The organism is Streptomyces sp. NPDC030798, assembly GCF_055572275.1.
Genome location: NZ_JBVIDR010000016.1, coordinates 127,612 through 140,516, shown reverse-complemented (window position 1 = coordinate 140,516; position 12,905 = coordinate 127,612). Strand labels below are relative to the sequence as shown.

15 protein-coding genes are annotated in these 12,905 nt (G+C 72.0%); 11 read left to right on the top strand and 4 right to left on the bottom strand.

Features of this window, described 5'->3' with window-relative positions:
- The first annotated feature begins 86 nt into the window (after positions 1 to 86).
- Positions 87 to 1,007, top strand: a complete 921-nt coding sequence (htpX, locus tag ACZ404_RS31135) for a zinc metalloprotease HtpX (protein WP_468445671.1) — start codon at positions 87 to 89, stop codon at positions 1,005 to 1,007.
- Positions 1,008 to 1,009: 2 nt separating this feature from the next.
- On the top strand, positions 1,010 to 1,642 hold the full coding sequence (pspAB, locus tag ACZ404_RS31130) for a PspA-associated protein PspAB (RefSeq protein ID WP_468445669.1): 633 nt from the start codon (positions 1,010 to 1,012) through the stop codon (positions 1,640 to 1,642).
- 21 nt (positions 1,643 to 1,663) lie between these two features.
- Here the strand turns inward: pspAB and ACZ404_RS31125 are convergent, their stop codons facing one another.
- Positions 1,664 to 1,936, bottom strand: coding sequence for a hypothetical protein (locus ACZ404_RS31125; RefSeq protein ID WP_468445667.1), 273 nt, complete (start codon positions 1,934 to 1,936; stop codon positions 1,664 to 1,666).
- 188 nt (positions 1,937 to 2,124) lie between these two features.
- Between ACZ404_RS31125 and ACZ404_RS31120 the strand changes: the two genes are divergently transcribed.
- Entirely contained in the window at positions 2,125 to 3,300 is a 1,176-nt protein-coding gene (locus ACZ404_RS31120; protein ID WP_468445665.1) for a winged helix DNA-binding domain-containing protein, read from the top strand.
- Between the two features lie 230 nt (positions 3,301 to 3,530).
- Here the strand turns inward: ACZ404_RS31120 and ACZ404_RS31115 are convergent, their stop codons facing one another.
- The gene (locus ACZ404_RS31115; RefSeq protein WP_468445663.1) at positions 3,531 to 3,836 is read right to left on the bottom strand and encodes a hypothetical protein; all 306 of its coding nucleotides are present in this window, start codon (positions 3,834 to 3,836) and stop codon (positions 3,531 to 3,533) included.
- Between the two features lie 222 nt (positions 3,837 to 4,058).
- Between ACZ404_RS31115 and ACZ404_RS31110 the strand changes: the two genes are divergently transcribed.
- Both ACZ404_RS31110 and ACZ404_RS31105 read left to right on the top strand, forming a co-directional pair.
- Positions 4,059 to 4,427 (top strand): arsenate reductase family protein, encoded by a 369-nt coding sequence (locus ACZ404_RS31110; RefSeq protein ID WP_468445661.1) that lies wholly within the window; start codon positions 4,059 to 4,061, stop codon positions 4,425 to 4,427.
- A gap of 120 nt (positions 4,428 to 4,547) precedes the next feature.
- Positions 4,548 to 5,282, top strand: coding sequence for a hypothetical protein (locus tag ACZ404_RS31105; protein ID WP_468445659.1), 735 nt, complete (start codon positions 4,548 to 4,550; stop codon positions 5,280 to 5,282).
- Between the two features lie 3 nt (positions 5,283 to 5,285).
- Here the strand turns inward: ACZ404_RS31105 and ACZ404_RS31100 are convergent, their stop codons facing one another.
- Entirely contained in the window at positions 5,286 to 6,149 is an 864-nt protein-coding gene (locus ACZ404_RS31100) for an alpha/beta fold hydrolase (RefSeq protein ID WP_468445657.1), read from the bottom strand.
- Between the two features lie 49 nt (positions 6,150 to 6,198).
- Between ACZ404_RS31100 and ACZ404_RS31095 the strand changes: the two genes are divergently transcribed.
- From ACZ404_RS31095 to ACZ404_RS31075, 5 genes are all read left to right on the top strand, one after another.
- On the top strand, positions 6,199 to 6,681 hold the full coding sequence (locus ACZ404_RS31095; RefSeq protein WP_468445655.1) for a MarR family winged helix-turn-helix transcriptional regulator: 483 nt from the start codon (positions 6,199 to 6,201) through the stop codon (positions 6,679 to 6,681).
- A 201-nt stretch (positions 6,682 to 6,882) separates the two neighbouring features.
- Entirely contained in the window at positions 6,883 to 7,914 is a 1,032-nt protein-coding gene (gene glnII, locus ACZ404_RS31090) for a glutamine synthetase (protein ID WP_468445653.1), read from the top strand.
- Positions 7,915 to 8,296: 382 nt separating this feature from the next.
- Positions 8,297 to 8,881 carry a winged helix-turn-helix domain-containing protein gene (locus ACZ404_RS31085; protein ID WP_468445651.1) on the top strand — a complete coding sequence of 195 codons (585 nt, stop codon included), beginning with the start codon at positions 8,297 to 8,299 and terminating at the stop codon, positions 8,879 to 8,881.
- Between the two features lie 66 nt (positions 8,882 to 8,947).
- Positions 8,948 to 9,958, top strand: a complete 1,011-nt coding sequence (locus ACZ404_RS31080; RefSeq protein ID WP_468445649.1) for an NAD-dependent epimerase/dehydratase family protein — start codon at positions 8,948 to 8,950, stop codon at positions 9,956 to 9,958.
- A 281-nt stretch (positions 9,959 to 10,239) separates the two neighbouring features.
- Positions 10,240 to 11,769: a DUF1996 domain-containing protein gene (locus ACZ404_RS31075; protein WP_468445647.1), complete on the top strand. Its 1,530-nt coding sequence runs from the start codon at positions 10,240 to 10,242 to the stop codon at positions 11,767 to 11,769.
- 67 nt (positions 11,770 to 11,836) lie between these two features.
- On the opposite strand, the gene ACZ404_RS31070 is transcribed toward ACZ404_RS31075, so the two are convergent.
- On the bottom strand, positions 11,837 to 12,229 hold the full coding sequence (locus ACZ404_RS31070) for a hypothetical protein (protein WP_468445765.1): 393 nt from the start codon (positions 12,227 to 12,229) through the stop codon (positions 11,837 to 11,839).
- Between the two features lie 97 nt (positions 12,230 to 12,326).
- On the opposite strand from ACZ404_RS31070, the gene ACZ404_RS31065 reads away from it, so the two are divergent.
- Entirely contained in the window at positions 12,327 to 12,845 is a 519-nt protein-coding gene (locus ACZ404_RS31065; RefSeq protein WP_468445763.1) for a tetratricopeptide repeat protein, read from the top strand.
- Positions 12,846 to 12,905: the final 60 nt, after the last annotated feature.

Sequence of the window (12,905 nt, the reverse complement as noted above, 5' to 3'; positions counted from 1 at the left end):
CCCAGGGCTGCGGGCGGCCTCCCCATGGGGTGCGGGGGGTGCACACTGGACAGCGGGACGAGTGCCTGACTGCGGGGTGATGCAAGATGCAGAGCCGCTTCCGGAGCGATCGGCGGCTGACCGTGCGGATGACGGTCACGATGTTCCTGCTCGGTCTGCTGTACGTCGGCTTCGTGGCCGCGTTGATCGTGCTGCTCAAGTCCTGGTTGCTGGTCGTCGTCCTGGTCGGGGCGATGTTCGTGGCGCAGTTCTGGTTCTCCGACCGGATCGCGATGTTCGCCATGCACGGGCGGGTCGTGGAGCGCGAGGAGTATCCCGAGCTGCACGCGGTGGTGGACCGGCTGTGCGCGATCGCCGACATGCCGAAGCCGGTGGTCGCCGTGTCCACCATGGACATGCCGAACGCGTTCGCGACCGGGCGCAATCCCGACCATGCCGTGATCTGTGTGACCACGGGCCTGCTGCGGCGGCTGGACCCCGCCGAGCTCGAGGGCGTACTCGCGCACGAGCTGTCGCACGTGGCGCACAAGGACGTCGCCGTGATCACGATCGCGTCGTTCCTCGGCGTGATCGCGGGGCTGATCGTACGGTTCGCGTTCTACTCGCAGCTCTTCGGCGGGGGCCGCCGCGACCAGAACACCGCGGCCGTCTTCGCCGCCGTGATGGGCGTCTCCGCGGCCGTGTACGCGATCAGCTTCCTGCTGATCCGGGCGCTGTCCCGGTACCGGGAGCTGGCCGCGGACCGGGCCGCCGCGCTGCTCACCGGCCGGCCCTCGGCGCTGGCCTCCGCGCTCACCAAGGTCTCCGGTGACATCGCCCGGATCCCGACCAAGGACCTGCGCACGGCCCAGGCCTTCAACGCCTTCTACTTCACCCCGGCGACCGGCAAGGAGCCCGGCATCGAGCGGTTCTTCTCCACCCACCCGCCCCTGGAGCAGCGGCTCACGCAGCTCGGCCGGATCTCGGCGGAGCTGGGCGAGGCGGCCACGCCCGGGAAGGCGGGCTGAGGATGGGGCTGCTGGACATCCTGCTCGGCCGTACGAAGCCCGTCGCGCCCGATCTGGACCAGCTCTTCGCGCTGCCCTCGGCCGCCGTGACCCTCCAGGTGGCGGCCGGGTTCACGCCGAGCGGGACCGGCGCGGTGTGCTTCGCGACGGTCGAGGGCGCGGCGTTCGAGCAGACGCACCGGGAGGTCCGGGCACTCCTCGAAGCGGACGCCGACCGCTGGAGGTCCCCCCGCTCGAGCGGAGCCGGGAGCGAAGCCGAAGGCGGGGCAAGCCCGGCGGTGGAGCTCCGGCAGGACGACTACGGCTACTCCTGGCTGGTCTCCCGGCGCACCCCGGACCAGCTGCCCCAGCTGGTCAACGACCTACACGCGGTCAACAGCTCCATGGAGATCAACGGCTTCGGCCCCCAGCTCCTGTGCTCCCTGGCCGCGTTCACCGACGACCGGGGCCGCAGGCTGGCCCTGGTCTACCTCTACAAACGCGGCACCTTCTACCCCTTCGCCCCGCTGCCCGGCGCCGGTGAGCGCCGGGACAGCGCGCTGGAGCTGCAGGTGAAGGCGGCACTGGCGAACGACCTGCGGATCGAGCAGGACCTGGGCCGCTGGTTCCCGGTGTGGGGCGCCCCCGGCCTGTGATCCGGAAAGCGCCCCGCCCTGCTACTTGCTCTTCTCCCGGGCCTGCCGCCGGGCCTCGAAGGGCCGCTCCCGCCGGTACCGGCGCTCCCACTTGGCCTGCCGGTCCCGGCGCTCGCGGTACGCCCGGTACGACTCGGGCAGCGCGCCCGGGCCGCCGGCGGGCGGTGGGCCGGGCGAGCCCCGGCCATAGGTCATGTACAGGTACAACAGCGCACCGGCTGCGAGCCACCAGGTGTGGTTTCCGAATCCGAGAAGCACCAGGACGAGGGTCCCGGCGACGACGATGCCACGCATGACGGACCTCCGTGGGTGGGGTGTGGTGGGTGGGACGATCGGCTCCGCGCCGGTCATCCAGCGTAGGAAGGCCGTCACTCCCCGTGCATCTGGTTTTCCGCGACGGGGTGGTCCGGGGGGCCCGGTTGTCAGTGCCGTCGGCGACCATGGCGGGGCAGGACAGCGGGAGCGGCGACAGGGAGGTTCGGATGGGCGAGGCGCGGCGGTTCGTCGGGGTGGCGGAGCGGCGGGCGCGGCTGGCCGTACGGCATCGGCTCGTGGCGCGGGCGGCGACTCCGGAGGAGGTCGCCGGGTCTCTGGTGGCGTTGCACGGGACGGACCCGGCGACGGTGTTCCTGGCGGTGGCGGCGCGGCTGGCCGATCCGGTGAAAGCGGTGCCGGAGACGGAGCGGGCGCTGTACGAGGACCGGACGCTGGTGCGGATGCACGGCATGCGGCACACCGTGTTCGTGTTCCCGACGGAGCTGACGGCCGTCGTCCACGCCTCCACAGGACTCACCGTGGCCGCCCGGGAGCGCGCCTCACTGCTCAAGGCCATGGCGAGGGCCGGCGCCCCGGACGCCGCCTGGCTCGCGGAGGTCGAGGCGTCCGCGCTGGCCGCGCTGGCCCGGCGCGGGCAGGCCACGGCCGCGGAGCTGACGGCGGACGAGCCGCGGCTGCGCGAACAGTTCGTGTACGCCGCCGGGAAGAGCTACGAGGGCGTCCACACGGTCTCCTCCCGCCTGCTGCGCGTGCTCGGCGTCGAGGGCAAGGTCGTGCGCGGCCGGCCGCTCGGCTCCTGGACGTCCAGCCAGTTCCGCTGGGCGCCGGCGCCGGAGCATCCGGAACTGGAGGCGGCGCCGGCGCAGGCGGAGCTGCTGGGCCGCTGGCTGCGGGTGTGCGGCCCGGCGACGGAGGCGGACCTGAAGTGGTGGACGGGCTGGCGGGTCACCGAGGTCCGGCGGGCCCTGGCGGCGATAGGCGCGCGGGAGGTGGCCCTGGAGGAGGGCCCGGGGTACGTCGCCGACGGTGACGTCGAGCCGGTGGAGGCCGCCGCGGAGCCCTGGGCCGCCCTGTTGCCCGCGCTGGACCCGACGGCCATGGCCTGGCAGCAGCGGGACTGGTATCTGGCGCCGGAGCTGCGCCCGCTGCTCTTCGACCGCAGCGGGAACGTGGGGCCGACGGTGTGGTGGAACGGCCGGGTAGTGGGCGGCTGGGCCCAGCGTGCGGACGGGGAGATCGTCTGGCGGATCACCGACGCCGGGATACGGCGGAAGGCCGAGGCGGCGGTGGCGGCCGAGGCGGAGCGGCTGCGGGGGTGGGTGGGGGCGACCCGGGTGACCCCTCGGTTCCGGACGCCCCTCGAACGGGAGTTGTCCGCGTGAGGTGCCGGGTGCCCCGCGGCGCCCGGCACCCGCGCTCAGCGGTTGCAGGCCCTGTCCGGCGGATCATGCCGGTGAGCGGGGGCCGGCACGCACATCTGCGGCGTTGCCGTCGGTTGCCCACGCTCCGCGTCGACGCCCTCCTCCGCCCTGCGGCTGCACGCACCCGCCCCCGCTCACCGGCGCCGACATGCTGCCGTTGCTCGAAGCCGGCCTGATCCGCCGGACAGGCTCTAGCGCATGAACGCCCGGACCATGTGGCACGTCGTGTCCGACGGCGGGTGCACGCCGATCCGCTCCGCCGTGCTGCGGATCGTCTCGTTGTGCGCCTGGTTCGGCAGGTAGATCCCGGAGTCCAGCAGGGCTATGGCGAGCCGCATGGCCTTCAGGCGGCGGTTGTGCGTGACGTACCACTCGCGCGGCCGGCCGGCCGGCAGCGGGCGCTTGGCCGCCGGGGTGTAGGGCGAGTCGAGCAGGACGGAACGCTTGGCGGTGGACTGGGTCGGCAACGGCTTGGACTTCAGAGCGGCAGCGGGCACGGGCATCCTCCTGTCGCGGTCAGGGCGGCCTCCGGGGCTCCGGTGACTTCCCTCGAACACTGCCTCAAGTCTACTGCCCGGCACTGACAATCAGCAGACCTCGCGGACACCGCTAATCCCCTGGTCATATGCGGGACTTGGCAGCATGTCAGCTCTGATCCAGGAGGGAGTGGAGGGACGGCAGTAATTCGAACAGAGGCGGTGCCGAGTACCGTGTGCGCCATGGAAATCTGGATCAACCCGGCCTGCTCCAAGTGCCGCAGCGCGATCAGCCTCCTCGACGCCGAGGGAGCCGAGTACACCGTCCGCCGCTACCTGGAGGACGTACCGAGCGAGGACGAGATCAGGGCCGTACTGGAGCGGCTCGGGCTCGAGCCGTGGGACATCACCCGCACCCAGGAGGAGGCCGCCAAGGAACTGGGCCTGAAGGAGTGGCCGCGGGACGCGTCCGCGCGGGACCGGTGGATCACCGCGCTCGCCGAGCACCCCAAGCTGATCCAGCGGCCGATCATCACCGCCGACGACGGATCGGCCCTGGTGGCCCGCAGTGAGGACGCCGTCCAGGAGGCGCTCTCCCGCGGCAAGAGCTGAGCACCCCTCACCTTGCCTGTGACGCAGGCCACTTCACTGACTCCTGTAAACCGCTGAGTAACCTCGTTCGGTATCTCGTACATAGCGGCGTACGCTCCCCTACCTCTTCAGGAGGCGCGGATGTCGCGCAGGAGAACACTCAGCACGAAGAAGAAGCTCGCGCTGCTCGTCAGTGCCGCCGCGGTGGCGGGCGGCGGGGCCTTCGCCCTGGCGTCGACCTCGAACGCCGCCCAGCCGCAGAACGCCAAGACGCTGTCCGCCGGGGACTCCACGGTCTGCCAGGGGCTGGCCACGGCCCACGGCAACAACGACAGGTTCATCGCGGACCAGAAGGCGAACCCGGACGCCCAGTCGGCGGCCCGGATCGCCAACCGCGAGGCGGTCATCAAGCAGATCGAGGTCCAGCAGAAGGCGGCCGGTTGCACCGTTGGGGAGTCGGCTCAGGGCTCCCAGGCGGCGCAGGGCGGCCAGGGCGCCCAGCAGGGCGGCAACGCCCAGCAGGGCAAGGGCCAGCAGGATGCCGGCGAGCAGGCCGGGGGTGCTCAGCAGAGCGCCCAGCCGTCGCAGACCGCCGCCGCCGGGGACAACGGCGCCGGAGCGGCCTCGGGCCAGCAGGTCTGCAACGGTTCCACGGTCACGCTCTCCGGTGAGGGCGGTGCCCCGGCCGCGTCCAGCAACCAGTTCCCGGCGGGGACCACCCTGAAGGTCACCAACCTGGACAACAACAAGTCCACGACGGTGAAGGTCACCTCCGTCTCCGGCAGTTGCGTCCTGCTCAACAACGCGGCCTTCGAACAGGTCCGCGAGCCCGGCAAGTTCCTCATCCGCCACGCCCGTATCGAGAAGGTGGGGTGAGGCTCAGCCGGACAGAAAACCGATGAGGCGGCGGCCGAGCCCGGCGGGTGCCGCGTGCGGCAGCGCATGATGCGAGACGTCCGGCAGGACCTCGCACTCCGCACGCGGCAGCACCCGGCCGGCCGCCGCCACCACCTCCCCCGGGTCATGGGTCCTGCTGTTCGCGGCCACGAGCAGCAGGACCGGCACCGCGAGGCCGCGCAGCGCCTCCGGCCCCGGGCGCGGTCCGGTCACCGGCCTGGCGGCGGGAAAACCGGCGGCCGCCTCCTGCAGGCGCAGCCAGTCGGGGTCCAGGGCCGCTCCCCCGCTCTCCCACTGAAGGAAGGCGCGGACCCGGCGGGGTGCGGGCCGCAGCAGCATCGGCAGGGCGTTCAGCAGGTACGCCGCCTTGTACCCGGCGAAGCACTGGGTCGGGTCCAGGAGGAACAGGCGGCGCACCCGGGCGGGCGCCCGCAGGGCGAAGTGCAGCGCGATCCAGGCGCCGTACGAGTGCGCGCCGAGGTCGGCCGAGGGGGCGCCGAGACCGTCGAGCAGCGCCTCCAGCCAGGCCACGAGGTCGGCGACCGTACGGGGGTGACGGTCGGCGGCCGGAACGCTGAAGCCGGGCGCGCCCGGCAGGTCGGCGGCGTAGACCCGGCGGCTGCGGGCGAGGTCGGCCGCCTGGGCGTACCAGGACACGGAGGTCGCTCCGCCCCCGCCCGGCAGCAGGAGCAGCGGGGGCGCGTCGCGCGGGCCGCAGGCGTTGACCCGGGTCGCGCCGAAGGGCGTGGCGACCGTCAGCGCCTCGCGGTCCGCCGGCCATGCCGCCAGCACCTTGTCGTACGCAACCCGGAAGGCGTCGGCGTCGTACCCGCTCGATCGCGCCATGCGGAAGCACCCCCTATTATCTCGCTGAACAAGATACTTGCCCAACGAGATGATACGCACGGAGGCCCGCGTGCCGACCCCGCCCCCGCCCGAACCGCCGGAGCTGGAGACCGTCCATCTGCTGCGCGCCGTCACCGTCGAACTCGGCCTGCACAGCGCCCGGTTCGCGCAGCGCAACGGCATGCATCCGACGGACGTCCGCGCGCTGATCGCGCTCATGGACGCCCGTCGCGCGGGCGAGGAGATGACCGCCGGCCGGCTCGGGACCCTGCTGGGGCTCAACTCGGCCGGGACGACCGCGCTCCTGGACCGGCTGGAGCGGGCCGGGCAGGCCCGGCGGGTGCGCGGGGAAGAGGACCGGCGGCGCGTCGTGATCGAGCTGGAGGAGCACGCGGTCGAGCTGGGCCGGGCCTTCTTCGGGCCGCTCATCGAGCGCTCGGTGGAGCTGCTGCGCGGCTACGACGAGCGGGAGCGGGCCGCGATCCGGGGGTTCCTGGACGGGGTGCGGAAGGCGGCCGCGGGGTCGGCGTGAGCCTGCCGCATACCCCGTCACCCACCGCCTCACAACGTGAGCCGCACCACAGAACGCCCCGGTAACACGGGGTTCACACGCGAGCAATGGCCGGGAAATCGCCTGTTGACAGGCTGCCTCGCAGATCGACGCGGCGCCCCAGTGCCGTAGCGCCGCGGCACCCGCAAGTGCGCCCGACCCACCCCCGAAGGATGTGGCCCCGTGACCTTCAAGGCTGAGTACATCTGGATCGACGGCACCGAGCCGACGGCCAAGCTCCGTTCCAAGACGAAGATCATCACGGGTGCTCCCGCCGGTCTCGACGCGCTGCCGATCTGGGGCTTCGACGGGTCCTCCACCAACCAGGCCGAGGGGCACTCCTCGGACCGCGTGCTCAAGCCGGTCTTCACCTGCCCGGACCCGATCCGCGGCGGCGACGACATCCTCGTGCTGTGCGAGGTCCTCGACATCGACATGACCCCGCACTCGTCCAACACGCGTGCCGCGCTGGCCGAGGTCGCGGAGAAGTTCGCCGCCCAGGAGCCGATCTTCGGCATCGAGCAGGAGTACACCTTCTTCGACGGCGCCCGCCCGCTCGGCTTCCCCGAGGGCGGCTTCCCCGCCCCGCAGGGCGGCTACTACTGCGGCGTCGGCGCCGACGAGATCTTCGGCCGTGAGATCGTCGAGGCCCACCTGGAGAACTGCCTGAAGGCCGGTCTCGGCATCTCCGGCATCAACGCCGAGGTCATGCCGGGCCAGTGGGAGTTCCAGGTCGGCCCGCTCGCCCCGCTGGAGGTCTCCGACCAGCTCTGGGTGGCCCGCTGGCTGCTGTACCGCACCGCCGAGGACTTCGGCGTCTCCGCGACCCTCGACCCCAAGCCGGTCAAGGGCGACTGGAACGGCGCGGGCGCGCACACCAACTTCTCCACCAAGGCGATGCGCGAGGGCTACGACGCGATCATCACCGCGTGCGAGTCGCTCGGTGAGGGCTCCAAGCCGCTGGACCACGTCAAGAACTACGGCGCCGGCATCGACGACCGCCTGACCGGCCTGCACGAGACCGCCCCGTGGAACGAGTACTCCTACGGCGTCTCCGACCGCGGCGCCTCGGTCCGCATCCCGTGGCAGGTCGAGAAGGACGGCAAGGGCTACATCGAGGACCGCCGCCCGAACGCCAACGTCGACCCGTACGTGGTGACCCGCCTGCTGGTGGACACCTGCTGCTCCGCCCTGGAGAAGGCCGGCCAGGTCTGATCCGTCCCGCTTCCGCCTCGGGGGCGCCCGCCGACTCGGCGGGCGCCCCCGAGGCATGCCGGCGCCAGGCCTGCGCCAGGCCTGCGTCATGCCCGCGTCGTGCCGACGAAGCTTCCAGGAAGCGTCCAGGAAGTGAGAGCGGGCTCCTGCGCGGAGCCCATGTCTGCTTCAATGACCCCATGGCCGCCCCTTCGAAGAACACCGCGACAGGTCGTCACGACCTCGAGCCGTTCTGGCCGTCCCGTCAGCACCACGACTACGACCGGGTGTGTTGCCGCGCGAGGAACGCGCGGGCCCTCTAAAGCCGTACACCCCGGCCTTCGGCCAGCGCGAAACGCCGTACGTCCTCCGACGACCCTTCGCGCGAAAGAGCTGACCTGTCATGGCGACCATCCGTTCCCTGTCCACCGCGGCGTCCACCACCGCGGCCACCGCGACCACCGCCACGCTCAACGCCTCCTCCGCCGCCGGCGCACGCAACCACCTGCGCGCAGTGGACCGGGACGAAGTGATCGACGTCGCGCAGTTCCTGCCGCCGGGCGCCACCTGGCTGCCGGCGCCCCAGCACGCCCTGCCCACGCTGCCGGGGCAGCCGCCGATGGTCGGGTACCTCGTGCTCATCCCGGCCGACCGCTCGCCCGTCGCCCCGGCCGAGACCGTCGACGCCGGTGGCGACGCGCTGGTGCGGATCGACCCGGTGCGGCGCACCGCCGCCGTCGACGGCCGGGACCTCGACCTCACCTACCTGGAGTTCGAGCTGCTCGCGCACCTGGTGGCGCACCCGCACCGGGTGCACACCCGCGACCAGCTCGTCACCACGGTGTGGGGCTACGGCCACGTCGGTGACGGCCGCACCGTCGACGTCCACATCGCCCGGCTGCGCCGCAAGCTGGGCGAGGGGCACCGCCAGGCGATCCAGACGGTGCGCCGGGTGGGCTACAAGTACACGCCGCCGGCCGCGCGTTGACGGCGGCTGTCTGCCCTGGGCAGACAGCCCTTCCCTGTCGCCTCGAGGACCGGGCACGCTCCCCCCATGAGACTTCTGGTGCTGGGTGGTACGGAGTTCGTGGGTCGGGCCGTCGTGGAGGCCGCGCTGGGGCGCGGCTGGGAGGTGACCGTCTTCCACCGGGGACGGCACGAACCGCCCGTCGGGGTGCGGTCGCTGCACGGCGACCGCACCGCTCCCGACGGCCTCGCCGCCCTCGCGCGGGACGGCGGAAGCTGGGACGCGGTGGTCGACACCTGGTCGGCCGAGCCGCGCGCGGTGCGGGCGGCGGCACAGCTGCTGCGCGGCCGGGCCGGGCGGTACGCGTACATCTCCAGCCGCTCGGTGTACCGCTGGCCGTGGCCCTCGCTGGGCGGGCCGGCGGAGAACGGGCCGCTGGTCGAGGGTGCCGCCGCCGACGCCGGGCCGACCGACTACGAGCGGGACAAGCGGGGCGGCGAGCTGGCCGCCGTCGAGGCCTTCGGCACGGACGGCTCGCTGCTGGTCCGGGCGGGGCTGATCCTCGGCCCGCACGAGAACGTCGGCCGGCTGCCCTGGTGGCTGACCCGCATCGCTCGCGGCGGCCGGGTCCTGGCGCCGGGGCCGCACGACCTCGCGCTGCAGTACGTCGACGCGCGGGACCTCGCCGCATGGCTGGTCGGGGCGGTGGAGCAGGGGCTGAGCGGCCCGTACGACCTGGTGAGCCCGCCCGGCCACACCACCATGGGCGAGCTGCTCGAGGCCTGCGTCCGGGTCACCGGCGCCGCCGCCGAGCTGTGCTGGACCGACCCCCAGGTGATCCTGGACGCCGGGGTCGAGCCGTGGACCGAGCTGCCGGTGTGGGTGCCGCCGGGCGGCGAGATGTACGACGCGGCCCACCGGGGGGACGTGTCGCGCGCCGTGTCCACGGGGCTGGTGTGCCGGCCGGTCGGCGAGACCGTCGCGGACACCTGGCGGTGGCTGACGGCGATCGGCGGCACGCCCCCGCAGCGCCCCGGCCGGCACACTCCGCGCCTGGACGCCGAGACGGAGGCGAAGGTGCTCGCTGCCCGGCGGTGACGGAACGGGGCATCGCCGAGCACACCGCCGGCATCCGGCCAAACCCGGTCCCCGGATGCCGGACGGCGACAATCGCCGCGTTGCCCCCAGGCGCCGCCGCGAGCCGGCTCGCACGCCAACTTCCGCTGGTCACAGGGTATTTGACCGCCGACGCAAGGGCTTTCCTCTGATGAATTCGTGAGACGGCTGAACACCCCTGGGACGGCATCCGTATGGAAGGACGCCGCTTCACTCCTGTCGGGCGCCTCGATGCTGCCCCGCAAGGAAGTCAGAGGAGTTCCATGGGACGCAACACACGTAAACGCCGCACGCCGCTGGCCACCAAGGCCATAGCCGCATCGGCGGCCCTAGCGCTCGGTGGGGGCGGGCTGATCTGGGCGAACTTCTACGCCTCGGCGCACGAGTCGAACAACCAGTCGTGGGGAGGCAACCAGACCAAGGCCGCGACGGCCCAGGTCGCGACGATCTCCTGCCCGGACGTCCAGCAGAAGCTGACGAACGTGCCGAACGCGGCCCGCCAGGGTGTGGCGCAGGAGCTGGCGAACCTGGACAAGCAGATCACCGAGGCCTACAGCCGCCTCGCCTCCACCCGGCAGGCGCAGGCGGGGGACCCGAACTTCGTCCAGAACGCGATCGTCGGCCCCCTCAAGGACAAGCGAACCGCCACGATCGACCGGATCAGGATCGACATCCAGCGGGTCGGCGGTTCCTTCGACAACGCACTCAAGCAGCTCGCCGCCTGCACGACGCAGACCGCCAACCAGACCACCGCCGGGGGGAACGGCGGTGGCCAGCAGAACAGCGGTGGTCAGCAGCAGAACAGCGGTGGTCAGCAGCAGAACGGTGGCCAGCAGCAGGGCAACGCGGGGCAGAACATCGGCGGTCAGGCCGGCAACGGCCCGGTCGCGGCCGACTTCGTGGACATCACGAAGGTCGCGCCGAACGTCCAGGGCAAGCCGCGCCAGCTGAGGAACGCCTCCACGGGCTCGTTCACCACGCGCTGCGGTGTCAACGCCAACAAGAACCACAACACGGACAACGTGATCGTGGCTCCCGGCGTCAACAACGGCGCGCACCACCTGCACGACTACGTCGGCAACCAGAAGGTCAACGCCTTCTCCAGCAACCAGACGTTCCTGCAGGGCGGCACGAGCTGCCAGAACAAGAACGACCTGTCCGCGTACTACTGGCCGGTCGTCCGTGTCCAGGACGGCTCGCAGGACTTCGACCAGAACAAGGACGGCGGCGGCAAGGAAGGCAACGTCGGCAAGATCCTGACCCCCGTCCAGGCTCAGATCAAGTACGTCGGCAGCCCGGCCAGCAAGGTCGTCGCGATGCCGCAGTTCCTGCGCATCATCACCGGTGACGCCAAGACCACCACCAACGGTCTGGCGAACGCCAACGCGCACTGGAGCTGCACCGGTTTCGAGAACAAGGTCCAGCTGACCGAGCAGTACCCGATCTGCCCGCAGGGCAGCAAGGTGGTGCGCACGTTCGCCTTCCAGAGCTGCTGGGACGGCAAGAACGTCGACAGCGCCAACCACCGCACCCACGTGGCGTTCGCCGACCCGGCGAGCGGGGTCTGCCCGAACGGCTTCCAGGCCATTCCGCAGCTGACGATGCGGCTGGTGTACAACATCACCCCGCCGACCATCCAGAACGGCCAGGTGAAGAACGCCTACGCCGTGGACGGCTTCCCGGAGCAGCTGCACAAGGCGTCCACCGACCACGACGACTTCATCAGCGTCACCACCGGTGGTCTGGCCAACAAGATCGCGAGCTGCATCAACCGCGGTCAGAACTGCGCCTGACGAGCGCCCGACACGACGGCGGGCGGTGGGAGTTCCCACCGCCCGCCGTCGTCGTTCGCGCGCCGGCTCAGCCGCTGTGCGCGTGGTGGTCGGTGCCGATCTCCACGTCGCCGCCGAGGGTGCCGCGCAGTGCGGTGACCACCCCGTCGTCGCCGACCGCGACCCACTTGCGGCCCACGAGGTAGTAACCGCCGTAGTCCTTGGCGTCGTTGATCCACTCGCGCTGGCCGCGGTCGGTGGCGAAGGTGGCGAGGACGAACTTGCCGTGGGTGTTCTTGCAGATGGCCTGGCGCAGTTCGTCGGCGTCGGTCTGGATGTTCGGCTTGCACTTCACCTCGGCGGCCAGGCTCTCCAGACTTCCGGTGGCGGTGGGCGGCACCGCCTCGGTGTCCGAGCCGGCGCCGCAGCCGCCCAGAGCCAGTACGGCTGTGGCAGCCAGCAGCAGTCGCGTCGCCTTCATCTGTTCCTCCGGTCCTGGTGGGCCAAGCATGCCTCAGCTCCTTCGGATACGGCTGCGGGGCGCGGTGCGCTCAAACTCGCTGGGCGGGTGGGCACAGATGTGCCAGGGTGGCCCGGTGAACCGAGACTGGGAAGACCGTGTGGCCGCCGCCTGGGCCACCTTCGACGACTATCCTGAGGAGCGCGCGGACGAGTTCCGCGCCCTGATCGACGCGCTCGTGGCCGAGCTGCCGGAGGACAGCCCGCTGGGCCCGTTCGAGCAGGCCTGCGCCTGGGACTCCACCGGGCACTCGGACCGGGCGGCGCCGCTCTACCGGGAGGCGCTGGCGCGCGGGCTGCAGGGCTACCGCGGGCGCCGGGCCCGGATCCAGCTCGCCAGCTCGCTGCGCAACATCGGGCAGGCCGAGGAGGGCGTCAAGCTCCTCACCCCCGAACTCGACGGCCCTTCCGACGAGTTGGACGACGCGGTACGGGCCTGTCTCGCGCTGTGCCTGTCCAGTCTGGGCCGTGACCGCGAGGGGCTGTCCCTGGTGCTCGGCGCCCTGGCCCCCCATCTGCCGCGCTACCAGCGCTCCATGGCGAACTACGCACGCGCCCTGGTCGAGCCGGAGGACTGAGCAGGAGCACCGGTCACCCGCTTGGCGGTGACAAATCAACGGCTCGCTCGTTCTCCCGGA